26 protein-coding genes are annotated in these 26,598 nt (G+C 63.2%); 9 read left to right on the top strand and 17 right to left on the bottom strand.

Annotated features, from left to right (window positions below):
• The first annotated feature begins 12 nt into the window (after positions 1-12).
• Positions 13-1,266 carry a molybdopterin molybdotransferase MoeA gene (locus KQ304_RS07060; protein WP_259736400.1) on the top strand — a complete coding sequence of 418 codons (1,254 nt, stop codon included), beginning with the start codon at positions 13-15 and terminating at the stop codon, positions 1,264-1,266.
• A gap of 43 nt (positions 1,267-1,309) precedes the next feature.
• Here KQ304_RS07060 and KQ304_RS07055 read toward each other — a convergent pair whose 3' ends face one another.
• From KQ304_RS07055 to KQ304_RS07045, 3 genes are read right to left on the bottom strand one after another with little or no spacing between them, the layout of a single operon-like run.
• Complete coding sequence (locus tag KQ304_RS07055) at positions 1,310-1,777, bottom strand: molybdenum cofactor biosynthesis protein MoaE (RefSeq protein WP_259736399.1); 468 nt, start codon at positions 1,775-1,777, stop codon at positions 1,310-1,312.
• 4 nt (positions 1,778-1,781) lie between these two features.
• Positions 1,782-2,012, bottom strand: coding sequence for a MoaD/ThiS family protein (locus KQ304_RS07050; protein WP_399228693.1), 231 nt, complete (start codon positions 2,010-2,012; stop codon positions 1,782-1,784).
• Between the two features lie 5 nt (positions 2,013-2,017).
• Positions 2,018-3,001 carry a class I SAM-dependent methyltransferase gene (locus KQ304_RS07045; protein WP_259736397.1) on the bottom strand — a complete coding sequence of 328 codons (984 nt, stop codon included), beginning with the start codon at positions 2,999-3,001 and terminating at the stop codon, positions 2,018-2,020.
• Positions 3,002-3,317: 316 nt separating this feature from the next.
• On the opposite strand from KQ304_RS07045, the gene KQ304_RS07040 reads away from it, so the two are divergent.
• The 4 genes from KQ304_RS07040 to KQ304_RS07025 all read left to right on the top strand — a co-directional run bounded on the left by KQ304_RS07040 (position 3,318) and on the right by KQ304_RS07025 (position 6,870).
• Positions 3,318-3,773: a hypothetical protein gene (locus KQ304_RS07040; RefSeq protein WP_259736396.1), complete on the top strand. Its 456-nt coding sequence runs from the start codon at positions 3,318-3,320 to the stop codon at positions 3,771-3,773.
• Complete coding sequence (locus KQ304_RS07035) at positions 3,757-4,236, top strand: hypothetical protein (protein WP_259736395.1); 480 nt, start codon at positions 3,757-3,759, stop codon at positions 4,234-4,236. Before KQ304_RS07040 ends, KQ304_RS07035 begins: the two co-directional genes overlap by 17 nt.
• Before the next feature lie 118 nt (positions 4,237-4,354).
• Positions 4,355-6,430: a copper-translocating P-type ATPase gene (locus KQ304_RS07030; protein ID WP_259736394.1), complete on the top strand. Its 2,076-nt coding sequence runs from the start codon at positions 4,355-4,357 to the stop codon at positions 6,428-6,430.
• Positions 6,430-6,870: a cupredoxin domain-containing protein gene (locus KQ304_RS07025; protein WP_259736393.1), complete on the top strand. Its 441-nt coding sequence runs from the start codon at positions 6,430-6,432 to the stop codon at positions 6,868-6,870. The genes KQ304_RS07030 and KQ304_RS07025 overlap by 1 nt, the downstream gene beginning before the upstream one ends.
• Positions 6,871-6,875: 5 nt before the next feature.
• Here the strand turns inward: KQ304_RS07025 and KQ304_RS07020 are convergent, their stop codons facing one another.
• The 3 genes from KQ304_RS07020 to KQ304_RS07010 form a co-directional block, all read right to left on the bottom strand.
• Positions 6,876-7,259, bottom strand: a complete 384-nt coding sequence (locus KQ304_RS07020; RefSeq protein WP_259736392.1) for a hypothetical protein — start codon at positions 7,257-7,259, stop codon at positions 6,876-6,878.
• 307 nt (positions 7,260-7,566) lie between these two features.
• Positions 7,567-8,169, bottom strand: a complete 603-nt coding sequence (locus tag KQ304_RS07015; protein WP_259736391.1) for a hypothetical protein — start codon at positions 8,167-8,169, stop codon at positions 7,567-7,569.
• Between the two features lie 2 nt (positions 8,170-8,171).
• Positions 8,172-9,812, bottom strand: coding sequence for a hypothetical protein (locus KQ304_RS07010; RefSeq protein WP_259736390.1), 1,641 nt, complete (start codon positions 9,810-9,812; stop codon positions 8,172-8,174).
• A 158-nt stretch (positions 9,813-9,970) separates the two neighbouring features.
• Here KQ304_RS07010 and KQ304_RS07005 point away from each other — a divergent pair, with 158 nt between their 5' ends.
• Complete coding sequence (locus tag KQ304_RS07005) at positions 9,971-10,684, top strand: hypothetical protein (protein ID WP_259736389.1); 714 nt, start codon at positions 9,971-9,973, stop codon at positions 10,682-10,684.
• Positions 10,685-10,691: 7 nt separating this feature from the next.
• On the opposite strand, the gene KQ304_RS07000 is transcribed toward KQ304_RS07005, so the two are convergent.
• From KQ304_RS07000 to KQ304_RS06980, 5 genes are read right to left on the bottom strand one after another with little or no spacing between them, the layout of a single operon-like run.
• The gene (locus tag KQ304_RS07000; protein WP_259736388.1) at positions 10,692-11,729 is read right to left on the bottom strand and encodes a hypothetical protein; all 1,038 of its coding nucleotides are present in this window, start codon (positions 11,727-11,729) and stop codon (positions 10,692-10,694) included.
• A 32-nt stretch (positions 11,730-11,761) separates the two neighbouring features.
• Complete coding sequence (locus KQ304_RS06995; protein WP_259736387.1) at positions 11,762-15,049, bottom strand: hypothetical protein; 3,288 nt, start codon at positions 15,047-15,049, stop codon at positions 11,762-11,764.
• Between the two features lie 45 nt (positions 15,050-15,094).
• Positions 15,095-16,612, bottom strand: coding sequence for a tubulin-like doman-containing protein (locus tag KQ304_RS06990; RefSeq protein ID WP_259736386.1), 1,518 nt, complete (start codon positions 16,610-16,612; stop codon positions 15,095-15,097).
• Between the two features lies 1 nt (position 16,613).
• On the bottom strand, positions 16,614-17,129 hold the full coding sequence (locus tag KQ304_RS06985; protein WP_259736385.1) for a hypothetical protein: 516 nt from the start codon (positions 17,127-17,129) through the stop codon (positions 16,614-16,616).
• A 32-nt stretch (positions 17,130-17,161) separates the two neighbouring features.
• Complete coding sequence (locus tag KQ304_RS06980; RefSeq protein WP_259736384.1) at positions 17,162-18,481, bottom strand: hypothetical protein; 1,320 nt, start codon at positions 18,479-18,481, stop codon at positions 17,162-17,164.
• A gap of 590 nt (positions 18,482-19,071) precedes the next feature.
• On the opposite strand from KQ304_RS06980, the gene KQ304_RS06975 reads away from it, so the two are divergent.
• The gene (locus tag KQ304_RS06975; RefSeq protein ID WP_259736383.1) at positions 19,072-19,356 is read left to right on the top strand and encodes a hypothetical protein; all 285 of its coding nucleotides are present in this window, start codon (positions 19,072-19,074) and stop codon (positions 19,354-19,356) included.
• A 20-nt stretch (positions 19,357-19,376) separates the two neighbouring features.
• Here KQ304_RS06975 and KQ304_RS06970 read toward each other — a convergent pair whose 3' ends face one another.
• Positions 19,377-20,024, bottom strand: coding sequence for a thermonuclease family protein (locus tag KQ304_RS06970; RefSeq protein ID WP_259736382.1), 648 nt, complete (start codon positions 20,022-20,024; stop codon positions 19,377-19,379).
• Between the two features lie 245 nt (positions 20,025-20,269).
• Between KQ304_RS06970 and KQ304_RS06965 the strand changes: the two genes are divergently transcribed.
• Entirely contained in the window at positions 20,270-21,070 is an 801-nt protein-coding gene (locus tag KQ304_RS06965) for a hypothetical protein (RefSeq protein WP_259736381.1), read from the top strand.
• Here KQ304_RS06965 and glnT read toward each other — a convergent pair.
• The 3 genes from glnT to KQ304_RS06950 are packed head-to-tail and all read right to left on the bottom strand — an operon-like array spanning position 21,051 to position 24,338.
• Positions 21,051-22,298, bottom strand: coding sequence for a type III glutamate--ammonia ligase (glnT, locus tag KQ304_RS06960; protein WP_259736380.1), 1,248 nt, complete (start codon positions 22,296-22,298; stop codon positions 21,051-21,053). The genes KQ304_RS06965 and glnT overlap by 20 nt on opposite strands.
• 31 nt (positions 22,299-22,329) lie before the next feature.
• Entirely contained in the window at positions 22,330-23,349 is a 1,020-nt protein-coding gene (locus tag KQ304_RS06955) for an alpha/beta fold hydrolase (protein ID WP_259736379.1), read from the bottom strand.
• Positions 23,346-24,338, bottom strand: coding sequence for a fatty acid desaturase (locus KQ304_RS06950; RefSeq protein WP_259736378.1), 993 nt, complete (start codon positions 24,336-24,338; stop codon positions 23,346-23,348). Before KQ304_RS06950 ends, KQ304_RS06955 begins: the two co-directional genes overlap by 4 nt.
• A 391-nt stretch (positions 24,339-24,729) precedes the next feature.
• On the opposite strand from KQ304_RS06950, the gene KQ304_RS06945 reads away from it, so the two are divergent.
• The gene (locus KQ304_RS06945) at positions 24,730-25,206 is read left to right on the top strand and encodes a nuclear transport factor 2 family protein (protein ID WP_259736377.1); all 477 of its coding nucleotides are present in this window, start codon (positions 24,730-24,732) and stop codon (positions 25,204-25,206) included.
• Between the two features lie 15 nt (positions 25,207-25,221).
• On the opposite strand, the gene cynS is transcribed toward KQ304_RS06945, so the two are convergent.
• On the bottom strand, positions 25,222-25,668 hold the full coding sequence (cynS, locus tag KQ304_RS06940; RefSeq protein WP_259736376.1) for a cyanase: 447 nt from the start codon (positions 25,666-25,668) through the stop codon (positions 25,222-25,224).
• An 81-nt stretch (positions 25,669-25,749) separates the two neighbouring features.
• A complete protein-coding gene (locus KQ304_RS06935) occupies positions 25,750-26,598 on the bottom strand; it encodes an ABC transporter ATP-binding protein (RefSeq protein ID WP_259736375.1) in 849 nt (282 codons plus the stop codon).

Below are 26,598 nucleotides of genomic sequence, written 5' to 3'. Positions count from 1 at the left end.
CCGGAGCTGCCGATGAGCACCAGCGCTGCATCGCTCGAGCCCTATCCCCGCGAAGGCCTGCCCCTGGAGGAGGCCCGCCGCCAGGTGCTGGCTGCCCTCACGCCCCTGGCCGGCCGGGAGGTGCTGCCGCTGGAGCAGGCCCTGGGCCGGGTGAGTGCCGAGCCGCTGCTGGCCAGTGAGGCGGTGCCGGGCTTTCGCGCCTCGATCATGGATGGCTATGCCCTGGCGGCGGCGAGTGTCCCGCAGCTGGGACACTCGTGGCCACTGCTGGGCCGCTCGGCCCCCGGCGCTCCCTATCCCAGGCCGCTGGCGGACGGCGAGGCGATCCGCATCCTCACCGGTGCGCCGCTGCCGGAGGGGGCCACCCGGGTGCTGCCCCAGGAGCTGGTGGCTGTGCAGGGTGAGCGCCTCAGCCTGGTGCGCGAGGCGGGGGCGAACCCCTGGATCCGCGCCGCCGATGAGGAGGCCGCCGCCGGCCAGGAGCTGCTGGCGGCCGGCGTGCGCCTGGGTCCGGCGTTGCTGGGACGGCTGGCCAGCTGCGGCGTGGCGGAGCTGGCCCTGCGGCCGCGGCCGCGGCTGGGCCTGCTGATCAGCGGTGATGAACTGGTGCCGGCGGGCAGCGTCCGTGCTCCGGGGCAGATCTGGGAGAGCAACGGCACGCTGCTGGTGGCGCTGCTGCAGCGGTTGGGGATGGTGGTGAGTGAGCGGCGGGTGGTGGGAGATCAGCCCGCCGCCCTGCGCTCGGCCCTGCTGGAGCTGGCGGCCGGCTGTGATCTGGTGGTGAGCACCGGCGGGGTGTCGGCGGGCGACAGCGACTGGATCCGGCCGCTGCTGGCGGAGCTGGGATCGGTGGCCTTCTGGAAGCTGTTTCTCAAGCCCGGGAGGCCCTTCGCCTTCGGCGAGCTGCTGGGCAGGCCGTTCTTCGGGCTGCCGGGCAATCCGGTGGCGGCGGCGATCACCGCCCTGCAGCTGCTGGTGCCGGCGCTGCAGCGGCTGGAGGGGGCGCCGGTGGAGCCATTGCCGCGCCTGAAGGTGCGCCTGGCCGCCGAGCTCAGGCGGGGTGCGGGCCGCCCCGAGCTGGCCCGCGCCCGGCTGCAGGTGGGGAGCGAAGGGGAGCTGCTGGCGCTGGTGGACGGCAGCCAGGCCTCCTCCCGCATCGGCTCCCTCCAGGGCGCGGACCTGCTGCTGGAGATCCCAGCCGAGCTGGGCACGCTGGCGGCGGGCACGGAGCTGTGGGCGCAGCTGCTGCGGCTGCCGATCTTCTGAGGGCCGCCCCTGGCCGCACAGGTCCCGGTGGTTCAGTGGCTGTTCAGTAGGCGGTGTTGCCCTCCACCCAGCGGCCCACGCCGTTGCTCCACTCTCGTTTCCAGAAGGGAGCGTCGTGCTTGAGGGCTTCGAGCAGCTCCTGGCCGCCGCGCTGGGCCGGACCGCGCCGATCAGCCGCCACCGCCACCAGCACGATCGCCTCCCCCGGCAGCACCCGACCCACCCGGTGATCCACCCGCAGGGCCAGCAGGCCATGGTGCTCGGCAATGGCGGTGGCGAGGCGGGTGATCTGGGCCTCGGTCATGCCGGGGTAGTGCTCCAGCTCCAGGGCCTCGAGCGCTGCGCCGCTGGCGCTGCGGCCGCGCACCCGGCCGATGAAATGGGCTTCCGCCGGCGGCGCTTCGCTGCCGCCGGCCGTGAGCTGTTGCTGCCATTCCGCCAGGGCGACCAGCGGCTCGAAAGCCTCGGGGTGGAGCCGCAGCACCAGGCCCGGCCGATGGGCTTCAGCCATGCGCTCAGCCGCCACTGATCGGGGGCAGAAAGGCCACTTCGTCTCCGGGCTGCAGGGGCTGATCGAGGGCGGCGAAGGCCTGGTTCACGGCCACCCGCACCTGGGGCGGCACGGTCTCCCCCAGACCCAGCTGGCGCCAGAGGCCAGCCGGTGTGTCGGGCGGGGATTCCGCCGAGATCGCGAGGCTGCGCTCCCCCCAGCCCGCCTGCTCGCGCAGGCCGGCGAACAGGCGCACGTGGATCACGCTCGGGTGGCCACCAGCACCCGGTGGCGGTGGTCGGAGGCCACGCGGCGGATGGCGGTGAAGCCGGCGTCGGCCAGGGCGGCCGGTAGATCCAGGCGGAAATAATCCTCGAGGTAGGGCTCGGTGGCTTTGAGCAGGGTGGCCAGGGCCGGCGGCATGGCGCGGATCACCGCCGCTTCGGGGTCCTGATCCACCAGGGCCAGCACCCCCCCGGGCCGCAGCAGCCGCGCCGCTTCCCTGAGCACGGCGCGGCTGGCGTCGCCCGGCAGTTCATGGCAGAGGAACTGGGCAGTGATCAGATCGAGGCTGGCCGCCGGCAGGCCGGTGGCTTCGGCGGCGCCGTGGTGCCAGGCCTTGATGCGGCCGCCGGCATCGCGCACCCGCGCCACCGCCAGCATCTGCGGGGAGAGATCGAGGCCGCTCACGCGCGCGTCGCTGTGGCCGTGCTGCTCCAGCCAGTCGGCCAGGGCCAGGGTGCCCACCCCCACCGAGCAGCCGATGTCGAGCACGTCGCGTACTGGAGCGCTGAGGCTGGGCTCGATGGCGGCGTAGATGCCCTCGCGCATGCGCTGCTGGGCGGCTTCGGGGCTGAGTTGCTTCTCCTCCTTCCACACCCGCAGCGCCACCGAATCGGTGGCCTGCTCCGCCTCACAGGCGGCTTCCCAGCAGAGATTGCCCTCGGCATAGGCGTGGAAGCGGGCCCGGTAGTAGGGCGGGACGACCACGGCTGCCTCGGTGCTGCTGGCCAGCCAGGGTTCGGCCTGCTGCCGCAGCTGCTCGCGGCGCTGGCGCCAGGGGATGCCCCGGCCCTCGGCCGTGCGGATCATCATCCGCCGGGCCTGCAGGAACAGGAGCTGCCGCACGGGCTCCACCGCCAGCACCCCAGCGATCAGCCGCCCCAGGGGCGTGCGCGCATCCACCCAGGGGGGCGGTGTCGACGGGCCGATCACCGGGCTGGAGTGGATGGCGCTGGTGTTCATCGCGGCGCTGGACTCAAGGCGAGGTTGCCATCCTGGCGCCCCCGGCTCAGGCCTTGGGCTGCGTCTGCTCGATCACCCAGCGCCGGTAGGCGGGATCAACGTCCGCCAGGGGCACGGCCAGGAGGAGGGGTTCTGCGGGGGCTGTCATCAACTGTTCTGTAGTTCAAGTGTCGGTGGACCGGCCGCCTCTCCTCTGCAGTCCTAATCTTGGTTTTTGCGCTAGCGCCCCATGGCCACTGCAGGCCGTAGCCGCGAAGCAGGAGCCATCCCCAATTCTGCCGACATCAGCAAGACAGGCGCGTCTCGCTTCCCATTGGTGCACAAGCTGATCCATTTTGCGGATCTGCGCAATTTTTATAAGGACATGCGGGAGGCGCTCAAGGCCGCCAACCGCCGTGCCGGTGCCCAGCAGGGGCTGGTGACCAAAGCCCGCAAGAAGATCGAGGGGTTGCAGCAGCAGCTGGCCGCGGTGGAACAGGAGCGGCTGGAGTTGCTGGCCTATCGCGAGCGGGCTGAGCAGGAGGCAGGTCAACTGGCCGAACTGCTGCCGCGCTTCCGGGGCCGGCTGCTCCAGGTCCAGCAGATCGAGCAGGCGCTCACCACTCTGGCTGATGTGAAGGAGGCAGTTGATCAACAGGAACACCAGAGCGGCAGCCCCACACGGCAATCGATGCAGGATCTCAAGCGCGCCGTGGAGAACCTGCTGGAGCGGGCCGATGCCGTCGATTTCTTCGAAGACGAACCCGAGAGCGGCCATGACCCGCAAAGCTGATCCCAGCCCCTCGCGCACGCCGATCAGCGACGGCCTCGCCTCCGACCTGCAGGCCCTTGGATCCCTTCTCGGCAGCCACATGCGCGGCCTCGATGAGCATCTCGGCCGCCAGCACGAGCGATTAACCCTGCGTGAAGACCAGCTCATCGAAGAAAGCCGCGAGCTGTTGCCTGCGGCTGCACTGGAACTGGAGCACCTCAGCAAAGAACAACTCCAGGGCCTCTGCCGCCAGCACAAGCTCAAGGGCTGGTCGAAATTGCGGCGCGACCCTCTGCTCGCCTTTGTGGCTGCGGCGCTCACCCAGGATTCAGCCCAGTCCTCCGGCTCTCCAACGCCGTTGGAAGCACCGTTGAGCCCGGCCGCCATCTCTCGAATCGAGCGCTTGCTGCTGCTGCTGCTGCAGCACCTGGCCGTGCCCCCCGAGCAGATCCAAGCGGCCTGGGACCCTCCACAGCGGGGCTGATCCCAAGTGCACTGATCGCGGACGCCGCGGACGCTCCACTTGACTCTCCAGTCGACTGGAGAGCATAGGTTTGAGTCAGCGACCCTCCCGATCGACTCTCGTCGATCAGCCCCCGCTGATGACTGCCCCACCCCCAGCCGCCCCCTGCTGCCACGCCGATGGCCTTGCCTCCGCGCCCTACGACGCGGAGCGGGAGCTGGCCCGGGAACTCACCCAGCTGCGCCGCAAGGTGAGTGTGGCGGTGGTGCTCACCGCGCTGGTGATGCTCTCCAGCCTGCCCTTCCTGCCGAGCTGGTTCACCAGCCCCTGGACCCAGCTGATCCTCACCACGCCGGTGCTGTTCTGGTGCGGCCGGGGCTTCTTCAGCGGCGCCGCCTCGGCCTTTCGGCAACACAGCGCCGACATGAACACCCTGGTGGCGGCCGGCACCGGCATCGCCTGGCTCACCTCGCTGTTCAGCACCGTCTTCCCCCAGCTGCTGATCGCCGAGGGCCTGCCGGCGGATGTCTATTACGAGGTCGCCGCCGTGATCCTCACCATGGTGCTGCTGGGCAACCTGCTGGAGGCCCGCGCCCGGGGGCAGACCTCCGAGGCCATCCGGCGCCTGCTGCAGCTGCAGCCCCCCACCGCCCGGGTGCTGCGCAACGGCAAGCCGGTGCAGATCCCCGTGTCCCAGCTGGTGGTGGGGGATCTGGTGCAGGTGCGCCCGGGCGAGAAGCTGCCCACCGATGGGGTGGTGAGCGAAGGCAGCTCCTGGGTGGAGGAATCGATGCTCACCGGTGAACCCACCCCAGTGGCCAAGGCCGCTGGCGATGCGGTGATCGGCGCCTCGATGAACCGCAGCGGCAGCTTCAGCTTCCGGGTCAGCCGGGTGGGGGCCGATACGGTGCTGGCCCAGATCGTGGAGTTGGTGCGCCAGGCCCAGAGCTCCCGCACCCGGGTGCAGCGGGTGGCCGATCAGGTGGTGAGCTGGTTTGCACCGGCGGTGATCGCCCTGGCCATCGCCGCCTTCGTGATCTGGTTCCTGTTGAGCGGCAATCCGGTGCTGTCGATGCTGTTTCTGGTGAGCGTGCTGGTGATCGCCTGCCCCTGCGCCCTGGGCCTGGCCACCCCCACCTCGATCATGGTGGCCTCCGGCAAGGGGGCGGAGAACGGCCTGATCTTCCGCAGCGCCGAGGCTCTCGAAACGGCCGGCACCCTGCGCACCATCGTGCTCGACAAGACCGGCACCCTCACCCGCGGCCAGCCGGAGGTGACCCAGTTCGAGCGGCTGCCGGGTGGCGCGCTGCCGGCTGACAGCCTGCTGGCCCTGACGGCCGCACTGGAATCCCGCTCCGAACATCCCCTGGCCGAAGCGATCGTGGCCTATGCCAACAGCCAGTTGGAGCCGGGCGATCTGCCGGCGGTGACGGACTTCGAGGCCGTGGCGGGCCTCGGCGTGCAGGGGGTCATCGATGGCCAGCAGGTGCTGGTCGGCACCCCCCGCTGGTTTCCCGAGCTCGGCATCGACACCGCGGCCCTTCAGCCCCTGGTGGAGCGCCTGGAGGGCCTGGCCTGCAGTGTGGCGGCGGTGGTGGTGGACGGGCGACTTGAGGCCTGCTTCGGGGTGGCCGATCCGCTCAAACCCAGTTCCGCAGCGGCGGTGGCGGCACTGCGGCGGCTCGGGCTCCAGGTGGTGATGCTCAGCGGTGATGCCCGCCGCACCGCTGAGGTGGTGGCCGCCGAGGTGGGGATCGAGCGGGTGATCGCCGAGGTGCGTCCCGCCGACAAGGCCTCGGTGGTGGCACGCCTCCAGGAGCAGGGCGAGGGCCCGGTGGCGATGGTGGGCGATGGCATCAACGACGCCCCCGCCCTGGCCCAGGCCGACGTGGGCCTCGCCATGGGCACCGGCACCGATGTGGCGATCGCCGCCAGCGACATCACCCTGATCTCCGGCAACCTGGCCGGCGTGCCGGCGGCGATCGAGCTCAGTCGCCACACCATGGCCAACATTCGCCAGAACCTGTTCTTCGCCTTCGCCTACAACGTGGCCGGCATCCCGATCGCCGCCGGGGTGCTGTTTCCCCTCACCGGCTGGCTGCTGAGCCCGATGCTGGCTGGCGCCGCCATGGCCTTCAGCTCCGTGTCGGTGGTGAGCAATGCCCTGCGCCTGCGCCGCTTCCGGCCCACCCCCCTTCCCGTTGCCGCCAGCTGATGAGCAGTTTGCTTGCCGCCGTCGCCAGCAACGGCGAACCGCTCTGGCGCACGATCCAGCAGCCCCTGGCCCTCAAGCTGGCGGTGGCCGCCGGCGGCCTGGCGCTGATCGCCGCCCAGCTCTGGTGGTTCCTCGGCCGCCATGGCCACGCCGCGGTCGCCAGCGAAGGGGAGCGCGGCCTGCAGGAGATCACGATCACCGTCGATGGCGGCTACTCGCCAGCGCGCATCCGGCTGAAGGCGGGTCAGCCGGTGCGCCTCACCTTTCACCGCCTTGATCCCAGCAGCTGCGTCGCCCAGGTGATCGTCCCCGACTTCCGCCGCAGCCTCGATCTCCCCCTCAACGGCCGCACCAGCCTGGAGCTGCCGGCGATGCAGCCCGGCGAGTATCCCTTCCACTGCGGCATGGCCATGGTGCGGGGGGTGCTGGAGGTGGTGTGAGTGGATCACCCACTGGAATCGGGTTGCCTGGTTTCTGTTATCCGCAACAGACGGTCGAGAACGTTCTGCTGAATGTGCAGTTGGGTCTTCAGTTCGTTGATCTCGGTGTCCTGCCGGATCATCTGTTGGCTGAGCCGACGCTCCAAGGTCTCGATACGGCGCAGCAGCATTCCCTGCTGCTCATTCTCTGGAGACAGCCGATGGCGAGGCACCATTTCTCCTCGCCGGAACAGGCTCCAGGTTGTGCCTCGCACCACAGGATTGAACACCGGCAATGATTGCACCACCAGATCAGGGCTGGCTTCCACACCACTGGGCACGCTGAACAACTGTTGAAAGGTTTCACTGCCCCAGATCCATGATGGAGAATCTGCAGTGATCCAGACCACCGCACCACCATGGTTCAGTTCACAGAACTGGAAGGGTGATCCCGTCTGGGATGTGGTCAGGCGCAGGTCCCGCTGGCTTGTGCTGCTGAGCTCTGCCGGGGCCTGGTACGCAGCGAGGGCTGCTGGGGTGCGACGCAGCAGCCGGATCAACAGCAGTTCGTCAACGGGCCAGGGCTGACGCGCTGGAAGGGGGTGATCGTTCGCTTCAAGCTTCGGCCGCGGCTGGGCAAGTTGGAGCTGCAATTGATCGAGGCTGGTCTCCAGGTGCAGAAGGCGCTCAAGGGGCGTGGGCGTGGCGGCATTCATCTCAGCTCTCCTTTTGGCGGGTGAAGCGAAGCTCAATCCGGCGGCGTTCGGCGCGATCCCTGGTGTCTGCAGGGGCATAGGTGCCATCATCATTGATCAGACTGCCAGCCGAATAGGGCCGGATGATCAGGCCTCTGGAGCCATCGGAATCCAGCTTGTTGCGCAGATGATGGGCCACCGCCAGGGCCCGTAGCAATCCCAGATCGGCATTGGAGCCCGCCCTGAATCCACTCAGGCTGGATGAACCACTGGCTTTTGGCATCAACAGATCCAGATTGCTCAATCCAGGTGATGGCTGACCATCGGTGTGGCCAATCACTTCAACGCTGTCGATTCGATACTTCGAGATCGTGGCGAGGATTTCCGGGACACGCTGATCCAGGGCCTTGATGAACTCAGGGCTGAGGGTGTAGCTACCGGTTGGAAACCGAAATGATTCCCGCTCCGTCAGGCGCACCAGTGGTGGCTTCTCGTTGTTGGCACGGGCCAGGGACGAGATGGCGATGGTCAATAGCAGAATCAGCAGGCTGCTGCTGAGCAGATCGGTGTAGCCGATCCAGTGGTTGCTGTCGCTGCTGCTGGAACGACGTTGGCTGCGGGCCATGGTCAGCGACCCCCTGCAGGATCGGGGGAGATCGGTGGCTCCAGCACCCGCAGGCTGGCCAGACGAGCTTGCAGAACCTGAAGCTGCTGGAGCAGCTGCTCACTGAGGGCCTTGGCCTCAATAGCGGGTGCGCCAAGTTGTGCCATGGCCGTTCGCTGAACCTCAATGGCGGCCAGGAGATCCTGCTGCAGTTGTTGACCCAGCTGCTCAATGCTCTGACGGGCCAGCTTGCTGCGCTCAACCAGCATCTGCTCATCCTCCCGCTTGGCCTGTTGGAGTGAATTCACATAGGCTGCCGTGAGGCCATCAAGCCGCTCAACATTGCGGTTCCAGTTGCTCAGAGCGCTCTCAAGGCCTGAGGCAAACACCTGACAACTTTCTGCCACGGAGCGATCTGATGTCAGGCGGCTCTGGACCGTTTCGGCGATTGCGATGGCAAGTTTTCTGTCGCGCATCACCTCCAGACGTGTTTCACGCAGCTGCTTGCTGGATTCCTTCGCCGCTTGGGTGCCGTTCTCCAGGCTGATGGCCGCCTGCTGCAGAACCTGGATCTCCCGCTGGATCTGTTGGGAGGCCCTTCGGCAGGTTCCCAGCTCCTGCTCAGCCGTCTTGGCGAGCAGCTGCCAATCGGACTGGGTGGCGAACAGGCCATCGCGCACATCCACAAGCCGGGCACTGAGCCCATTGCTGCTGGTGGTGAGCCGCTCCTGTGACTCATGCAAACTCTGAACTGATTGTTGCAGGGTTGTTGCAAAGTCGCTGTCGCGGAAAGCCTGAGCAGCCTGAACAAAGTCCTGACCGCTTTCATTGAGTGCGCCGGCGATAACTCCGATCTGGCGAACGGCGATCTGAGCCTCTGCTGTCAGGTTCGTATTGGCGTCAAACATTGTGTTGAGCTTGGCGGTAAAGGCCTCCTTCATGGCGGTCTCAATGGCGGAGTAAACGGCTACAGGCAGATTCTGAACCGACTCATTCAGGTCCTGAATCGACTGACGCAGGGGGGTAATGACCTTGCTGCCGAGTTGCTGAGGAAGCACGGTTTCCAGCCAGCTGCTCAACAGGGCTTCGCAGCGCTCCAGGCATGTTCTGGTGCCAACAATCTGCGTCCAGATCAGGACCACAAGACTCAGAAACAGGCCCAGTAGGCTCGTTTGAAAGGCGGCACCCATCGGTGCAACGATGCTGGAGAGTGCCGTGATGGTGTCTGCGGTGCTGGCGTTCTTGCCCAAGGCCCCGCCGATCTGGCCCAGGCCGACGGTGAGACCGGTGAATGTTCCCAGCAGACCCAGGGAAATCAAAATTCCAGGTGCTTGCCGCAGCCAGCTCTGCGCGGCGGCAGCGGTGATGCTGGACTGGAAGAATGGCAGCGAGATCGTTTCAATTTCGCCGGCACTGAACTCGGCAGCGTCAACATTGTCGACATGGGCGATCAGGGAGATGTAGCGCTCCTTGATGCGGGTCAGGCGATCTCCCAGCTCAATGGCAGTGGAGCCGTTCTGATGAAGCTCAGCGAGCTTGACGGCCAGCGGAGTGGTGAGCCGAGCCAGACGAGCAGACAATTCAAGTGCGACGAGGGCCACCAGCAGCTGCAACACCAGAATGATGACCTTGGAGAGAGTCGTCAGGACAGTCAGATCACTCATCAAGACTCGGTGACCGGTGCTTTCCGATCAATCAGCGTGACACCATGTTAGTTCCAGGAGTGTGCGTTTTCAGGGGTGGAGGACAGCCCCGATTCATCAGGACGAATCCTGAGTTGGCTTCGCTACGCTGGCAGTAACAGAGTGCCAATGCAGACCTCATGGCCGCTGACGACAAGATCATTGAATCCATTAAGTTTCTGCTTAAAAGTGTTAAACAGTTGAGCGATCGTTTCCTCGAGACAGATGCAAAGCTGACACGGAGTTTTGATGGAGTCATGGCTGATCTCAATGATCTCCATGAGAGGCTTGCACGGTTCGAGCCGGCCTGGAGCGATGGCATATCTCAGCCCCAGGTTTCATCACCGCGCCCTGCGGCATCCGATTTGCCTGTGACGACTGACTCGGCTCAGCGAGTGATTCCCAGCTTGAATCTATCGCTGGTGGCCATCCTTGACGCCTACGCCAGCACACCCATTCTGCTTGAGCCCTTCAGCCGCTCCTGCGGCGTCAGTGGACGCACCCTCACTGGCGAGATTGGCGAGGTTGAACTGGAAGTTGTTGAGCAGGGCACCACCTGGGCGCTCGAAACCCTTGATGATGGCTGGCTGTTGTTGCCTCGGCCCGGCAGCCTGGAGCGCAGGACCCAGCTGCAATCCCTGGAGCGCCTTTTTGACATCACTGGCGTGAAAGAGCTGCCCGTTGTTTTGCACATGATCCGTCCGGCCGAGGCCGAGGCGGTGGTGTTCGGCAGGCGGTGGCAGCTTAAAGCGAAGGGTGAGCTCAGTGTCCATCCCGATCCAATCAGGGCCAGCATGACTCAAAAGATGGCAGAGCTGGAGCAACGCCTCAGCCAGCTCGAGGCGCGGGGGTGAGCCTGCCTCAAGCTGGAACGATCACAATTCCCATGTTGACCACTTCCCAGACTTCACCCAGCATTTTCACTTCAGCGGGGCGTTTTAATTCTGCGCAGGAAACGCTCTGGCGCTCGTAGGTAAAGAGGCCTTTGGCCGGCTGACTGGTTGTCATGCCAGTCAACGTTTGAAAGGTGGGGAGCAGCCAGTCTCTGTTGTTCCGTTGAATCAGCAGATAGCTCCCGCCTCCGGATACAGTTCGCAGTTGGGTCTTGTTCTGTGAAAAGCCAAGGGCCAGGGTGTTTTCAGATTCATCGATAATATTCAGTTCGTTGGGCATGATTCTTCTAATGGCATCTCTGTCGTTGTTTTGAAATGCGGCCTGAAACTCCATAACCAGCTCGGCCGTAGGGGAAGGTGGCGGCAAGATCTTGAGATCCTTGTGCTCTTGAGCTGCCAATGGCGTAGCCACGCTTGATGATTTAGAGGGATCAGTGATCAGTGCCTCAAGTTTGGTGATCCGGCTGGCGGTTTCATTCTGAAAGATTTGGATCATGGACTGAATAGCCCGGTCTTGAAGTGTGCGTTCCTCTCGCTCTTTGTGTAGCTCTGTCGCTGTTGAAGCTTTGCTCAGCTTCTCGTAGAGTGCCTGAGCATGATCTTCGACATCGTCGAAACGACTGCTTTTGCCTTGCCTGCTTCTCATGGCATGTCGGATCTTGCGTGCACTTCCCCTTTCTATGACCGATATATCGTAGCGCCAGAAATAGATCGCCCATAGGATCAGTGAAGTGCCGCTAGAGACAAGGCCAATGGCTGTCAGAATCCTCCATAGAATAATATTGTCCCACCAAGTGGGGCCCTTTTGTTCGCTCTCCTCTGAAGGAGTTGAAAGGGATGGGCTCCCAGCCTCCAGCTGCGAAGCGCCCTCCTGTGCGGCGCCAAGCCAGGGAAGCCCAAAAGCTGCTTGCTGCACTGCCGCTGGCAGGGCGATGGCGATTGCAGCCACCAGAGCCAGCATAAGATAGTTTTTGCTGTGGTCACTATGAATTTTTGGATCTTTCATGGTGGCAGGCTGGATTGGCCAGGATTCAAGGTTTAGAAGCGTTCTGCCCACTGCTGGGATAAAACGTGGTTCAGCGCCTTGAGCCCTGTGATGAATGCAGGTTCGGGCTCAAGATCGTTCACACGTTTGCTGATGCGCTCCAGGCACAGCGCCCGCACCTGCGTCTCCACCTCTCCCCAGAGACTGTCCATGCAGGTGAGGCTGCGAATCGGCAGGAGTGAGCTGATTCTGGCGCTATTCAAGGCCTCGTCGTAGTTGCTGGCGAACTGACGTAGTTCAGTCAGGCTGGCTATCTCATAGCTGCTGATGGTTTCAAGCCCGTCAGTTCGAACACGGTCCAGTGAATTGAATGTTCTGTCGTTGATCATCAGCCCTTCTCCGGCCACCATGAACTCATCTTTCGGGTCAAAAATGCCCTGCAGATTCACTCCACTGCTGATCAGGCCGCAAGCTGCTTCATCCTTGAAGGCATCAGAGAGTGTTGTCTCAGCGGTGCCATTCTGACCTGACTCAAAAGCAGAGCTCTTGCTCTGCAGGATTCCCATGAGTTGGTCGGCATCGCAGTTCCGGGAGAAGGAGCCACTCTCATCCAGCCAGTTCAGGAAGCGAGCGCCATTGCCGCCCATATAAATTGGCATCGTTGCCTGCTTGCGCAAAAGGCCTTCTCGGTTCAGGGATTTCAGGATCAGCCCGAGATAGTGGTAGAGGCCACCAAAGCTCACGGCCATGAGGCTCACAAACTCAATCAACTGGCGTTCTTGATCGGCACGATGAATCGGCATTCGATCGCTGAGCAGCTGATCAGATTGATAGCGCAAGCAGTTGTCGAACCAGCTGTTGAAGTTCGGGTCCTGGCGTAGCTGCGCCTTGTTCCCACTGACTTCCCCTGTGAGGCTGGGTGGAAACAGGAAGTGCATGAAAGCTGGCTTGTTTTGCAGCACACTGGTGCAGATGTTGCGTCCGGCAAAGGGAATGGAGACCTGATGCAGCAGCCGATTCTCCTGCCAGAGGCTGATATCAGTGGTTCCTCCACCAACATCAAGGCAGGCTGTATGAACCATCGGCTTACCCTGGTGGTTGCCGAAATAGCTGGCGAAGGCTACGGCCTCAGTCTGAAGCCCTCCCTCATGGCTGTCCTCAACAAAGATCTGCTTGAGGCCGGTCAGTGGAGCGAGGTCATTGCAGAGGTCACTCCACAGTCGCCGATAGCTTTGGGCTTCGTTTTTGGAGAAGGCACTTGGGTAAGACACAGACCAGGCCAGCTCCGTTGCACCGGCTGCAGCGGCATTGCAGCTGATCAGCAGGGCCAATTCCTTGAGAAATGGCTTCTGGTATTGCAACTGTCGCCACTTGAAGTTTGTACGGATATTGAGCCCACGCAGAGCATTGGCATTCTCACTTGGCCATTGAATCCTGGATTCATGATAAAGCTTGGGAACTGTGCCTTTGACTTCCTGCCATCCAAAGGTATTCAGGGCTGTCGATGTCGGAGGATTCGAGCCTATCGGCAAGAGAGTTTCAGGAATGAAGTACTTGTAAAGTTGATTAAGCTTTGTTTCTTCTTGCGCCTTTGCCAATGAGATGACTCGGGTATCCAGTGGCTTTCTTTTCGGGCCAGAACCGTCGTCGATGAAGAAATTGGTGAATGAAGTGCCAAAATCGATACCAACGCGCCAGGTTGCTGCAGTGTTGCTGGCAGGAGGTGGCGGATTGACAGGGATCAATCCACAGTTCTGGCCACGCTCAATCAGCTTGATCAGATCTGGAAAGCTCTTGCTTGTGAAGTATTTGACACTTTCCTGGCCTTCCCTGCCTTTGTGAAGGTCATAGTCCTCGAAGCCGTCCACGGTCAGGCCTGAACTGCTGTCATCGCAGAAGATGAAGAAGTGCTTCCAGTTCAGATCGGCAATGTTGGGCCAGAGGGTGATCACTGGTAGATCCTGGTCGATCAGGTTCTGCTCCTTGATCGGGAAGTGCTTGGTGATCGGGTAGGCCGTCCGGCTCCCTTGCAGTGGCAGCATCAGGGTCATTTCAATGCCCATGCCGCTGCCGGTCTGTACCAGCCGCAGGCTGCAGCTCCTGGCGAGCTCGGCGCTGCTGAACAGTTCACGGATGCGCTCGTTCAGTGGCAGCAGGGGGGTCACGGGAATGCCGTTCACCATCGGCTTGCCTTCCAGGCGGCTGCCTAGCCAGGAATTGGCCAGCGCCGATTCCCCTGGCAGGAGATAGAGCTCTGGCAGAAAGATGTCATCAGGTGTGATCACATCGATCTCGTGGCCATATTGCCGCTCGAGCTTTGTCTTGTCTCCTCCGATGGCTTCCAGGGTGGCGGCCTTGTACAGCACGATGTCGTTGGCTGTCAGTCCCAGCCGATTGGGCATCTCCGCATCCAGCAGAATCACCGGGCGTACAGGAGTGCCCTTGAGGGGTCGTTCGCGGCGATCGCCCAGTTCCACGGTGGCCAGGCTTGGGCTTTCGCCACCTTTGGCAGCACGGGCCAGCAGGGATACGGCTGTGGGTCTGTTACGCAGGCTGATCACCGAATTGTCGGAGAGAATCACGTTGCTGGCGTGGCCACCGTTGAGGGTCTCGATGAAGCCTGTGAAGACCTGATCCATCTGCCCCGCCAGGGCGTCACTGAGGTGATCGGGAGCATTGAGCAGGCCTTCGTTCACATGGGCCAGCCAGTCGGCCAGAGCCTGGCGCTGCTGAGCTCCAAGAAAGCTGGTGGGCCCACCGAAGCGTCCCTTGGCTGTCCAGTTCATGCCGGGAATCGTGGTGGGCAAATGAACAGCTGGGCACAGCACCGTGGCAGGGGATGTGAAGCCGATCACCACTCCCTCCACTTTCAGCACGTGAACGGTGCTCCAGGGGTTGCTGCCATCAGCCAGGGAGTAGAGGGTTTGATCCCCGTTGGGCCGCGAGCCAAAGAGGCTGCGTGCGAACGGCCCCACCGCCTCGTCCTGGCTGGTGATCAGGTCGGTTAGAGCCACCTTCTCTGCCTCGAGCTTGAGGCCGAACATCTCCCACAGCCCCACGGTGGCGAAACAGCCGAACAGCTCCTCCAGCAAGGCTGCACGGGTGGGGTAGCGAGGATTCCTCACCGCTTGCTCAAATTGCAAGGCCCGCGACCAGGGGGAAGGCAGTGCATTCACCCGGCTGTTGGTGACCTCATAGACGAGCGTATTGGCGATCTCCCCCAGCTTCTGCTGATCCTTGCCGAGCCAGGTCCCCGCCTGGGCGCCACCTGCCTGGGGAGGGTCGGTCTTCGGCAACCAGGGAAACTGCAGAATATTGCTGGAGTTGTTGCCTTGGGTCATGACGGTGGCGAGTGAAGTGGCGTTTGGGGCAGGTAACGACTGGGGTCAGAGTCCGGTGTCGCAGTAACTGAGGGACCAGAGGGTGTCAGCCAGACCAGCCATTCCGTTGTGGCTGATCTTTTTGTGGCTGAGGGCATCCATCAGCACCTTGATGGCCTCGACGGTGTCGTCCTGCTCATCCCGGCTTGGCCGCGCTGAGCCACGCACCACCCTGCCGAGGGCGTTCTCGTAGTTGGAGTTGCGCTCAAGCAACTCGGGTGTGAACAGCTCCTGGCTGAAGCCGGTGCCGGTGTTGCTGCTGAACTGCTGAAGCCACTGCAGCAAGGTTTCGACATAAGCGTCAATTGCTGTCTTGAGGCTCAGCTCCTCGCTGCTGCGGATACTGGGCCGACCGGCCTGGGTGCCGCTGGCCTGGCCACTGGGTTGAAAGAATTGATGGGCCCAGGGGGCACCACTGAGGAACGTGGGCATCGGCACACTTTGGGCTGCATCGAGTTCCAGGCTGATGTTGTTCAGCCAGGCCACGCCAAAACGCGCGGCGCGGGCCATACCCTCACCCACTACTTCACTGTCGGGGATATCACCCCAGCTGATCTTGTTCTCAACAGCTCGGCTCAGGACATGGGCGTAATGGCTCGATGAATCGGCCTTGAGCCCGTGGCGCATCCCCAGGCTTGCCAGAAGTTCCACCAGGTGGGCGCCATTGGCCTGGGAGCGGCCACCGATGCTGAAGTCGTAGCGAGCTTTGATGTCGCTGCCCACCAGATAGACCTGATCGAAGCAGGAGGTGCCGCTGCTTCTCAGATACTGCAGGGCGGCATCGGTGTTGAGCTGAAAATTCCGTGCTTCGGCATGAACACCGGTGTCCTCCCTGGCCTGACCTTCGAAGTCGAAGTAGGGCAGGAGTAGCGAGGCGTTGACCTTGACCTTGTTCAGTCCCTGTTCCTTTAACCAGCTCTTGAGCATCTGTCCCAGGGTGGGAACGCCGGAGGCACCCGTTCCACCGAATACGCTGCCGAAGAGATGAATCACAGGTGTTTCACCACCTCCGCTGGCTGTTTCGATGTCGCTGAGCATCTGTTGCCACTGCCCGGTCTTCGCTTCGGCGGTGAGGCTCACGCGGCTCATCACCGCTGAGCCGATCGGCGGACGGCCCCGGAAGCCCACCTCCAGATCAGCGGCCTGCTCCTCCGGGGGAAAGAGACAATCGAACAGGGCGGCCAGGCCACTGGCCCTGGTGCGCAGGATGGCCTTGGGGAACACCTGGTCGAGGCTGATGGCTCCGGATGAGTTACTGAGCGGGCTCCAGGTGCCGTAGTGACGCAGCTCCCCCCGGGCGAAATGATCGGCCTTGCTGCCCAGCAGCCTGCGCATCTTCTGGTATCGATCGATTGCTGTTTCGGCCCTTGCCAGCAGGGTGCTTTGCTGGTCGGGCTCCACCAGAAATGTGCCGAGCCGCACACTGGTGCCGCCTTGTTCGAGCAGGCCGCAGGTATGGAGATGGGTGAGGGCTTCGAGGCACTTGGCTCCGGTACCGCCGACGCCGATGGCGAACACGCTCATTTCAACGACCTCCGAGGATTTTCACAGCACCCGGCACAACCAATCGATAGGTCCTCGGTGAGGCCAGCAAGGTGGGCAGCCAGAATAACAAGGTCACATTAATCATCACCATCATTGTCAAAAGGAGCCAGCCTCCTGGCGGTAGAAGAAAGAAATTCATGCCACTGCCTTGAACAGGAGATTGCCCTTGGAGCTGCCAGATGATGATGCTGAAAAAGAGTTGATACAACCAACCCAGCAACACCAGAATCACAGCAGCGGTCCACCACAGAGGTTTCATTCGCCTGACTTCGGCGCCGTTGCGCGGCCGGGCTCTGAAGGTGATCCACAACCAGATCATCAGCGCACTGATGCAGCTGATCCAGAGCATGGTGAAGGCGGGTTCATTGGCGAGCTGGAGGTAGTCGTTGAGAGGAAGGCCTGGACCGGCCAGAACGCCAGAGAAAACGTTGAGGAACATCCATTTCTGGACCACGAACACCCAGAGGAGCCCTGCAACGAAGGAAAGGCCGAGCAAGATGCCTTGTTGAGATCGCATGGCTGGTGGGGTTAGTTGTGTTGGAAGGCGATGCAGAGCACAGCTGCCGGTGGCGTGTTGGGGTCCCTGGCTGCAATCTGTTGGCCGAGGGTGGTCATGAGCAGGAGGAGGCCCTCCGTCTGTTGTTTGGCGTTGGCGTTCCTGGGGTCTGAGCGATCCCAGTCAAACCACCACTGATCTGGCATGTTGCCCTGTGGGATCGTGGCTCTGAGCAAGCCAGCAGGGGCCGTTGCGGGAATGTCCAGCTCCAGACGGATGTTGGAGTTGGCCATGCTCATGCTCCTCAGGCGAATACCACCAGCCTCGCTGGTATCTGTGGGCAACAACGGAATACGTTCGAGACGTACCAGACCAAGGTCGCCTCGGCTGCTGCCTTCGCCCCATGGTTTGATTGTGTCGACGACGACACCAGTGGCACCAGGCAAGAGTTGTATGGAGCGATAGTCGCCGTTGCGTCCCGCTGAATATTGGCTGTTGCCAATGCGAATGGGTTGATCAGGCTTCCCCTTGGCCAACGGGACTGCTGCAATTGACTTGATTGTCAACGGACTGCCGCTCCTCTTGGGCTCCAACATGGAAAGCTCCTGCGCCGCAACCCCTTTCTGGGCCATTGTGCTTTGGATCAGAGCAAGCAAATCTTTGACTTGCTCTGGCTTACCAGTTGCCAGAAGATAGAGTGGCCGATTGAGCTTACCAGTGTAAAAGTTGTTGCCCTGAGGGTCAAAAACTTTGCCATTGAATGGCAGCTTCAGCGCGAGAACTCCTGCGGAAGCTCCCTTGGCAAGATCCGTGCGAATCCCGCCTACCAAACTGGAAATATCGCTTTGATTCACCTCCAGATCACTCACCAGCAGCCTCAGTGGAATGGCATCACTCCCTGAGCTAGCCGTCCAGAGGGTTTGCAGGCTGGAGCTCACTGGTGGGTAGCTGCCACAGCCCTTGAAGAAACATGGATCTGTGGCCTGCGTTACCTTGCCGCCTGTGAGTGGCTGTATCTTCTGCCCGCCAACACGGAAGCCCTGGGAGGAGAGCCCAATGGTTTCAGCTGAGAGATTGATGGCCTGAAGCAGATTGCGCCAGCCTGAGGCGTCGCCGGCCTCGGCATGGCCCAACATGGAGCCGCTGCCATCAATGCCGATCATCAAGGCCTTGGCATCAGCCTTCGCCGGAGCTGCTGGGGTCGCTGCTTCAGCGTTGGCTTTGGAGTTGAGGCAGGGAGGTAGCTCACTGCCGCAGGACGACAACCCTGCCAAAGGGATGAGGCCAGAGAAAAGCAGCCATCGACGCAGCACCATGCCGTGGGTCCCCTTGTTCTGATGCTGATGGGCCATGGCTTGGCTTCAACCCTTCCGGGCAGCTGGCTGTAACACAGCAGGATTGGTCTGAAGATCAGAGTGGATTCTGGCCTGAAGCAACAGCGGCTGGCCGGAGTTGCTGCGAACAACCGACTGCTCAGGTTGTTCGCAGGATCGAGTCAATCCGAGGATGGCCTTGGCGATCATGGCTGACTGTCGTTCCGCGACTGGACCATTCTGGGAATTATCGCATCCAGCTCGGCCTTGGACTGTGCGTTGACGTACGCCAATTCTGGCTAGTGCTGTGCATTTACCCTTTTGCAACCTTTTCCAATTATAGTCAAAGAACTTACGGGCATGAGTGTTCGCCGTGGGCATGTCTCATCAAGCTGCTGTCCGTCTCGATTGTTTGAGTCCAGATGTCTGATCCTGCCGATGGCAGTATTGAATCCACCGGCCATGAGGCCGAGCGTCTTTTGGCTGAGCTGGAGAAGGTGGGATCGAGCGGGCAATCCTCGCAGAGGAATCCAACCCTTTCCGCGCCAGGCTCCGTGGTCTGGATCAGGATCGTCCTCATCGGGCTCATGGGTGTTTTCGGGCTGATGGCCGTGCGCTTCATGGTGCCCATGACATCTCCAACGCCGTCATCAGCAGCGCAGTCGCTGGCCTTCCAGGACAGCTGCGGCTCCAGAGGCTCCCCCTCAGGGGAATGGTGGCCCGTTGTTGCCTCTTCCAGCCGCGAGCTGCTCGCCAGCGTTCGCAGCCGTTATTGCGGCGATGCCTACATCAATGCCAGCGGCTGGCTGCAGGCGGCCAGCTTCAGCGAGGCCGAGGCAGCACAGGATTTCGCCGAACGCCTTGCTGAAGCCACTGGCGAGCGGTTCTGGATCGCTGATCCGCTCAGGCCATGAGCTCAGGTTGGCCCTGAGTCTCAGCGCAGCAGCTGTTCACAGGCTTCGCCGTCGCCGTTGCCATCGAGATAGCTGTGACCCTGGCGCAGCAGTTCCTGGGCCCGTTGGTGGGAGCCGATCTCCTGGCAGTCGTAGCGACGTGGCCCTGAGGGGCTGCCAGCCGGGGCTCGTGCTGCTCTTTTGGCCCGGCGGAAGTCCCAGGGCCTGAGGATTCCACCGCTCAGCTGCCACACGCCCAGGCCGCGCAGGCCCGCCTTCGATTCGGCTTCAAGGAAGTCGCTGGCCTTGCAGTTTCCCAGGTATTGGCGGTAAGCGAAGGCCTGGCCGCTCGCCACCATGGCCAGGTTGATGTTGCCAGAGCTGATCACCTCCGCCACTGTGCGGCCATAGCGATCCCTGGTCTTGACGTTGAGTTGCACCACACGCCCCACCGGCAACCGGCTTTGAAGGGCATTTCTGGAGTTGGCACCGTGGGGCGCCTGGGCCATCTCCGGTGCATCAATGCAGGCGAGGCGGACCGTGAGCCGTTGCTTCCCCTGCAGAACACGGATGGTGTCGCCATCTCCGACGGAGAGCACTGTGGCCTGGATGCCCTGGGCTGTACAGGCAGGGGTCACCAGCAGGGCCATGACCAGCAGACCTGGCCACGGCAGTGGGAGCTTTGGCATGGCGCTGAGTCTGAACGGCTCCGCTTCCTTGGAGCCGCTTTGGTGCTCAATCAGTTCTGTTCTGTGATTTCCTGAAAGCGTGGAAGATTGCTTGGCGCCTCGAGAATCGGTGTGCTTTGTGGCAGCATTCTCTGCTCTTTCGATCTGAGCTATAATGAGGCTGATCGTGGTTCTTAATGGGCTGATGGCTGCAAGTCAGCGCTTGCCATGGCTGTGGAGAGGGGATCAGTCACTGTCGCAAAATCTTGGCTCTGAAACTCATCTTCAGCCGAAAGGGGTCTGACACCTCCTACGGCAAGAGGGCCAGCTTGGTGGCTGCCGATGGGGCGATGCTGAGTGTGCCGATTCCTGAGGATGGGTTTGCCCATGGGATCACCTATGAGAGCATCCGTGGTCTGCCTGCGGGCCTGTCTGGGTTGGCCCATCTCGACCCTGATCTGCGGCAGCAGGCCCTTCCGCGCCAGCCCGGCTGGCGGCCTTCGTTTGGCCAGTGCGATGGAGCCCTGACGCATCTGTTGCATCAGGGGGTGGGTGTGGGTGATTTGTTTCTCTTCTATGGATGGTTCAAGGGTGCGTTCTTGCCGATGCGAGGCAGTCACGTCATCTGGGGATGGATGCAGGTGGGAGAGATGCACTGGCCGGAGGCCGATGTGCTTCCAGACTGGCTCACCTACCATCCCCATGCCGCCCCTGCCCTTAAGCATCACAGCAGAAATGTGATCTTTTCGGCGGCTGATCGCCTCACCTGGCCTGGCGTGGAGGGGCTGCCAGGGGCCGGAGTCTTTGATCACTACAACGCCAGCTTGCGCCTCTCGGCGGGTGAGCGGATGAGCCAGTGGAGTGTTCCGTCTTTCCTGATTCCTGCCGATGATCACAGCGTCACGATGTCCCGCCATCGCAGACGTCACTTCTGTGATCTTGGCGATGGCACGGCCCGGCTCTCCACCACGTCTCCGGGCCAGGAGTATGTGATCGACATCTCGCGAGTGCCACAGGCGTGGCCCTGGGCGCTGAGCAAGCTGCCCTTCAGCCGTGCTGGCGTCTGAGGCTCTCGTAGGCCTGGCAGAAGGGTTCGCCCAGGGCGTCACGCAGCAGCGTGTCGGCGGCGAAGGCGGCCAGGGCTTCCTCCAGGCTGGCGGGCAAGGGGGCGGCTGTGCCGGGGGGCGGCGGGTCGGTGTAGAGGTTGGCGTCGTTGCGGATGCCGGGGTCAAGCTGGCGCTCGAGGCCGTCGAGGCCGGCGGCCAGCACCGCTGCAGGCAGCAGGTAGGGACTGGCGGCGCTGTCGGCGAGGCGCAGCTCCAGGCGCTGGTCGTCGGGGATGCGCACCATGTGGCTGCGGTTGTTGCCGCCGTAGCTGATCCAGCCCGGTGACCAGGTGGCGCCGGAGTTGGTGGTCTGGCCGCCGAGGCGGGCGTAGCTCTCGGCGGTGGGATTGGTGAGGGCGCAGAGGGCCGGGGCATGGGCCAGCAGACCGCCGAGGAAGTGATAGGCCAGCGCCGAGAGGCCCAGCGCGCCGCGGGGGTCATGGAAGAGGTTGCGGCCCGTGGCGTCCCAGAGGGAATGGTGCAGGTGGGCGCCGCTGCCGGTGAGCTGGGGGAAGGGTTTGGGCCCGAAGCTCACCTGAGCGCCCAGCGGTTCCGCCATCGACTGGGCCATCACCCGGAAGAGGGCGTGGCGGTCGGCGGTCACCAGGGCATCGGCGAAGGTCCAGTTGATCTCGAACTGGCCGTTGGCATCCTCGTGATCGGCTTGATACGGCCCCCAGCCCAGCTCCTCCATCGCTTCGAGCAGGCCGCCGATCAGCTCGAACTGGCGCATCAGGGCCAGCTGGTCGTAGCAGGGTTTGACCTGGGTGTCGCGGCCATCGGCGATCGCCCTGCCGCCGGCTTGCAGCAGGAAGAACTCAGCTTCCACGCCGGTGCGGAAGCTGTAGCCCAGCTGCGCCACCCGCTCCAGCTGGCGGCGCAGCACCCAGCGCGGCGACTGCTCCAGGGGCCGGCCCTCCACCTGCAGATCGGTGGCCAGCCAGGCCACGCTCCGCTGCCAGGGCAGCACCGCCAGGCTGGCGGGATCAGGCAGGCCGAGCACATCGGGATCGGCTGGGGTCATCGCCAACCAGGCGGCGAAACCAGCGAAGCCGGCGCCATCGCGGGCCAGCTGATCGGCGGCGCTGGCGGGCACCAGCTTGGCCCGCTGCACCCCGAACAGATCGGAGAAGGAGAAGAGGAAGTGGCGGATGCCGTGGTCGGCGGCGTAGCGGGCCAGGTCGGTCATGGGCTCAGCGGGGGGCGGGCGGAACGGTGGATCAATCCATCAGCAGACGCCCGAGGGCGGCGCGGATCATCGCCTGCTCCCGCGGCGCCTCGCGGGGGTTGCCGGCCCGGTGCCCCAGCACCGACTCCAGCCGCTCGAAGCGGGCGCCGGGGATGCAGGCGGCTTCCGCGGCGCAGTCGTCCGGGGGGAAGTAGAGGTCGTGGGAGCCGGCGATCACGGTGGTGCGGGCCGTGATCCGCCCCAGGGCGGCGGCCAGGGAACGGCCCACGGCGGCACCGAGATCATTGGCCAGCCAGGTGTCGAGCATCGCCAGCAGGTCGCGGGGATCGTGGCGGCGGTAGGCGGGCAGCCAGCTCTGCTCCACATACTCCTCCACGCTCGTGAAGCCGAGGGCCGTGTGGTGTCCATCGCGGTAGTAGGCCTGGCTGGCGGCCCAGCTGGCGTAGATCAGGGCAAAGCTGCGCAGCCCCTGCTCCGGTGGGGCCGTGAAGCGCTGCCCGTTCCAGGCGGGATCGGCCGTGAGGGCCTGACGCAGGCTGAGCAGGAACAGGCGGTTGTGGGGTGTGGTGCGGGCCGTGCCGCAGAGGCAGCAGATCCGCTCCACCCGCTGCGGCTCCAGGGCCGCCCAGTGGTAGGCCTGCTGCGCCCCCATCGACCAGCCGTAGATCAGGGCGAGGCGCTCCACCGCGAACCGCTCCTGGATCAGCCGGCACTGGGCGGCCACGTTGTCGGCGTGGCTGATCACCCAGCCCTGCTCGGCCAGCCCCATGGCACTGGTGCTGGGGCTGCTGGAGCGGCCATTGCCGAACTGGCTCACCAGCAGCACGCACCAGCGCTCCGGATCGAGGATCGGGCCCACCACCCAGTCGATGTCCTCGGGCCAGGCGCCGTAGGAGCTGGGGTAGAGCACCAGGTTGGAGCGATCGGCGTTGAGCTCCCCGAACAGCCGGTAGGCCAGGCGGGCGTTGGGCAGCTGCTGGCCGCAGCTGAGCGCCATCGGGCCCAGCTCGAACAGCCCGTCGCGGCCCCGGATCGCCGCTGTCACGCTCATGCCGGCGGCGCCGGCAGCGCCAGCTGCGATGGTTCGGCCAGAAACGACCGGTGCACCGCCAGATAACCCGGATCGTTGTGCTCCAGACGCCCGGCGATCCAGCCGTGGGCGGCCGGCAGGGCATGGAAGGGAATCGAGGCCAGCAGGTGGTGCTCCACGTGGAAGGGCATGTTCCACATCAACCAGCGCAGCGGCGCCAGGGTGTGGGTGGTGCGGGTGTTGCGCAACACATCGGTGCTGGTGCTGCAGCCGCCGTGCTCCGCCAGCAGCACGAAGCGCAGCAGGGGCTGGCCCAGGGCCAGCGGCAGCAGCCACAGCCAGAGCAGGACACCGTTGCCGCCCGGTAGTGACAGCAGCAGCAGCAGCCCGTAGACCGCGAACTGCAGCCGGATCGAGCGGCGCAGCGCCGGGGCCGCCTCGGCGGGGATGTAGGGGCAATCGCTGAAGTTGCCCATCAGGCCAGCGGCATGGCCGCGCAGCTTGCCGGCCCACCAGGGCAGGCCGCTCAACTCCAGCAGGTAGCCCCAGCGGCTGCTGGGCGGCGGATCCTCCAGCTCCGGGTCCAGGCCCGGTTGGTGGGTGTGGCGGTGATGCCACTGGTGGTAGCGGCGGTAAAAATCAGCGTTGTAGAAACTCAGCACCCCGGCCCACCAGGCCACGGCGTCGTTGAGCCGGCGGCTGGCGAAGGCGGTGCGGTGGCCGCATTCGTGCAGGGCACAGAAGGCGAAGGCCAGGCCCCAGCCCAGCAGCAGCAGCGCCGGCAGCCGCAGCGCCCAGGGCAGCCGCCCATCCGCCCAGATCAGGCCGCTGGCCAGGATCAGCGCCCCATGGCCCGCCAGCTGCCGCCAGCCGGCCCGATCGCTGCGCCGGTTGAGCTGGCGCAGGGCCTCGGCTGGAATCAGCTCAGCTGGAGTCAGCTCGGCTGCAGCCGCCGTGAAGGCAGGTTGGCGCGTGATCACGGACCTCAGGCCCCCAGCAATGCTGTGCATTCCAACCGCTCCTGGTCCGCCGTTGCGTAGCGGATGCCTCCACAGCGGCCCGTGGTCATCGCCCACCGGCACGGTGCATCCACCGGCGCGGTCGAACCCGGTGATCGTGTTTCTGCTCCTGCCCACCCTGCTGTACAACAACGCCTTCCGCGAGAGCCGCTATCCGAAGTACTGGTGAGAGCCCAACAAGTTATTCATCTTGTTCTACGGATGTGATCGTCACAGCCGATGCTCTGATCTTGGCCATGGCGAATCGAAGGAGCTGAAACTGACCGGCCTCAGGCCATCAACCAATAGAGGGTGTCTTTGCTTCAGAAGCATTTCATCGGCTGCGAGGCCTAAGCCCGGTTCAGCCTCTGACAGGAGTAAGATAATTCATCGCAAGATTCAGATGCCCGCTCAAAGTACAAAGCCTCCACTGCCTCCGTTCAATCAAGAAACGGCGATCCAGAAAGCAAGAATGGCGGAGGACGCCTGGAATTCCAGAGATCCGCACCGAGTCTCGCTGGCCTACACGGAAGACAGCTACTGGCGGAATCGCTCAGAATTCATCAGGGGCCGCCAAGAGATTGTGGAGTTCCTGCAGCGGAAATGGGCTCAGGAGAACGGCTATCGATTGATCAAGGAAGTCTGGGCCTGGCATGGCAATCGCATCGCTGTGCGCTTCCAGTACGAGTGGCATGATTCAGATGGCCATTGGTATCGGGCCTATGGCAATGAAAACTGGGAGTTCAGTGATGAAGGTCTGATGCGTTGGCGTGAGGCCAGCATCAACGATGTGCCGATTGCCGATTCAGAGCGCAAATTCCTCTGGCCCCAAGGACCGAGGCCGCAGGACCACCCCGGCCTCACCGAACTCGGCCTTTAATCAGAGCGGCTCAGGTCACCACTTCTTGTAAGGCAGAAATTTGCCGCACATGGTCACCTTGACCCGATCTCCAGCTGGATGCTCAACTTTATCGATTTCCAGGGTGAAATCGATCGCACTCATGATGCCGTCGCCAAATTTCTCCTGGATCACATCCTTCATCGGCAGGCCGTACACCTGCATGATTTCGTAGAAGCGATAGATCAATGGGTCGGTGGGGACCACGGGATCCAGGCAACCCTTGACGGGAGGAACGGTCAGCTCGCCAGCCAGGTTGGGATCCAGATCCAGGGCCGCCAGAAGGGTCTGTGCTTCATCCGGCGAGGCTGTGGCCTGGCCATAGAGCAGGCTGGCAATCCAGACCTCATCTCGATTGAGCAGCGTTTCCAGTTCCGCAAAGCTGATGCCTTTTTTGCGTTTGGCGTTGAGCAGGGTGTGACTGAGCGGGGTGAGTGTGCTCATGGCAGATCCGTCAAGGATGAAGGGGAGGGGTGATCGGGACGGGAGGGGAAGCGGTAGCTGGGCCGGAAAGTGGCCGGAGGACTACTTTTCTTCGATGGCCCTGGTTTCCCGGAACAGATGGTCTTCCAGCCGCTGTTTCACGGCTAGAAAATCCGGATGGGTTTCGATCATGTTCCGTTTGCGCGGACGAATCCGTGGAAGGTCGATCAAATCACTGATCCGAGCATTCGGACCGCTCGACATCAACACGATCTGGTCCGAGAGCAGCAGGGCCTCGTCAATGCTGTGGGTCACCAGCACCACCGTGACCCGGTGATTTTCCCACAGCTGTAGAACTTCCTCCTGAAGATAGCCGCGGGTCAGGGCGTCGAGGGCCCCAAAGGGCTCATCCATCAGCAGAATCTTGGGCTTGATCGATAAGGCTCTGGCAATGGCCACCCGTTGTTTCATGCCACCACTCATCTCCCTGGGATAGCGGCCCATCGCCTTATCGAGATCCACCATGGACAGATACTCACGGGCCTGTTCCTTGGCGCTGCCCTTGCTGATGCTGGGTTGTGCGGTTTCGATCGCGTAGATGACGTTCTCCAGGGCCGTGAGCCATGGCATCAGGACATAGTTCTGGAAGACAACTCCACGGTCAGGACCGGGGCCGCGGATGCGAAGCCCGTCCATGAGGATCTGACCTGAGCTGGGTTCATCCAGGCCGGCCATCAAATTAAGCAAAGTGGACTTGCCGCAGCCCGATGGACCGATGATCGAGACGAAGGTATTTTCTTCGATTCGGAGATTAACGTCCTCAAGGGCAACGTAACCACCGCTGGCTCGACGCCCGCTCAGCGACCTCAGCAGGCCAGGTTCCGATGTGAAGACCTTGCCAACACTTTCGATACTGAGCTGGGCTTCGCGGTAGTCGTTGTTGGCTGGCAT

This window comes from Synechococcus sp. CS-1329 (genome assembly GCF_025128055.1).
Taxonomy (GTDB): Bacteria; Cyanobacteriota; Cyanobacteriia; order PCC-6307; family Cyanobiaceae; genus Regnicoccus_A.
The sequence above is the reverse complement of the archived record's forward strand: the minus strand, read 5'-3'. Positions and strand labels throughout refer to the sequence as shown.

Excerpts from the sequence above, each read along its gene's own strand:
- KQ304_RS07060 (WP_259736400.1), top strand. The coding sequence starts at position 13 with ATGAGCACCAGCGCTGCATCGCTCGAGCCCTATCCCCGCGAAGGCCTG.
- KQ304_RS07055 (WP_259736399.1), bottom strand. The coding sequence starts at position 1,777 with ATGGCTGAAGCCCATCGGCCGGGCCTGGTGCTGCGGCTCCACCCCGAG.
- KQ304_RS07045 (WP_259736397.1), bottom strand. The coding sequence starts at position 3,001 with ATGAACACCAGCGCCATCCACTCCAGCCCGGTGATCGGCCCGTCGACA.
- KQ304_RS07035 (WP_259736395.1), top strand. The coding sequence starts at position 3,757 with ATGACCCGCAAAGCTGATCCCAGCCCCTCGCGCACGCCGATCAGCGAC.
- KQ304_RS07030 (WP_259736394.1), top strand. The coding sequence starts at position 4,355 with ATGACTGCCCCACCCCCAGCCGCCCCCTGCTGCCACGCCGATGGCCTT.
- KQ304_RS07025 (WP_259736393.1), top strand. The coding sequence starts at position 6,430 with ATGAGCAGTTTGCTTGCCGCCGTCGCCAGCAACGGCGAACCGCTCTGG.
- KQ304_RS07015 (WP_259736391.1), bottom strand. The coding sequence starts at position 8,169 with ATGGCCCGCAGCCAACGTCGTTCCAGCAGCAGCGACAGCAACCACTGG.
- KQ304_RS07010 (WP_259736390.1), bottom strand. The coding sequence starts at position 9,812 with ATGAGTGATCTGACTGTCCTGACGACTCTCTCCAAGGTCATCATTCTG.
- KQ304_RS07005 (WP_259736389.1), top strand. The coding sequence starts at position 9,971 with ATGGCCGCTGACGACAAGATCATTGAATCCATTAAGTTTCTGCTTAAA.
- KQ304_RS07000 (WP_259736388.1), bottom strand. The coding sequence starts at position 11,729 with ATGAAAGATCCAAAAATTCATAGTGACCACAGCAAAAACTATCTTATG.
- KQ304_RS06995 (WP_259736387.1), bottom strand. The coding sequence starts at position 15,049 with ATGACCCAAGGCAACAACTCCAGCAATATTCTGCAGTTTCCCTGGTTG.
- KQ304_RS06990 (WP_259736386.1), bottom strand. The coding sequence starts at position 16,612 with ATGAGCGTGTTCGCCATCGGCGTCGGCGGTACCGGAGCCAAGTGCCTC.
- KQ304_RS06980 (WP_259736384.1), bottom strand. The coding sequence starts at position 18,481 with ATGGCCCATCAGCATCAGAACAAGGGGACCCACGGCATGGTGCTGCGT.
- KQ304_RS06975 (WP_259736383.1), top strand. The coding sequence starts at position 19,072 with ATGACATCTCCAACGCCGTCATCAGCAGCGCAGTCGCTGGCCTTCCAG.
- KQ304_RS06970 (WP_259736382.1), bottom strand. The coding sequence starts at position 20,024 with ATGCCAAAGCTCCCACTGCCGTGGCCAGGTCTGCTGGTCATGGCCCTG.
- glnT (WP_259736380.1), bottom strand. The coding sequence starts at position 22,298 with ATGACCGACCTGGCCCGCTACGCCGCCGACCACGGCATCCGCCACTTC.
- KQ304_RS06955 (WP_259736379.1), bottom strand. The coding sequence starts at position 23,349 with ATGAGCGTGACAGCGGCGATCCGGGGCCGCGACGGGCTGTTCGAGCTG.
- KQ304_RS06950 (WP_259736378.1), bottom strand. The coding sequence starts at position 24,338 with ATGCACAGCATTGCTGGGGGCCTGAGGTCCGTGATCACGCGCCAACCT.
- KQ304_RS06945 (WP_259736377.1), top strand. The coding sequence starts at position 24,730 with ATGCCCGCTCAAAGTACAAAGCCTCCACTGCCTCCGTTCAATCAAGAA.
- cynS (WP_259736376.1), bottom strand. The coding sequence starts at position 25,668 with ATGAGCACACTCACCCCGCTCAGTCACACCCTGCTCAACGCCAAACGC.
- KQ304_RS06935 (WP_259736375.1), bottom strand. The coding sequence starts at position 26,598 with ATGCCAGCCAACAACGACTACCGCGAAGCCCAGCTCAGTATCGAAAGT.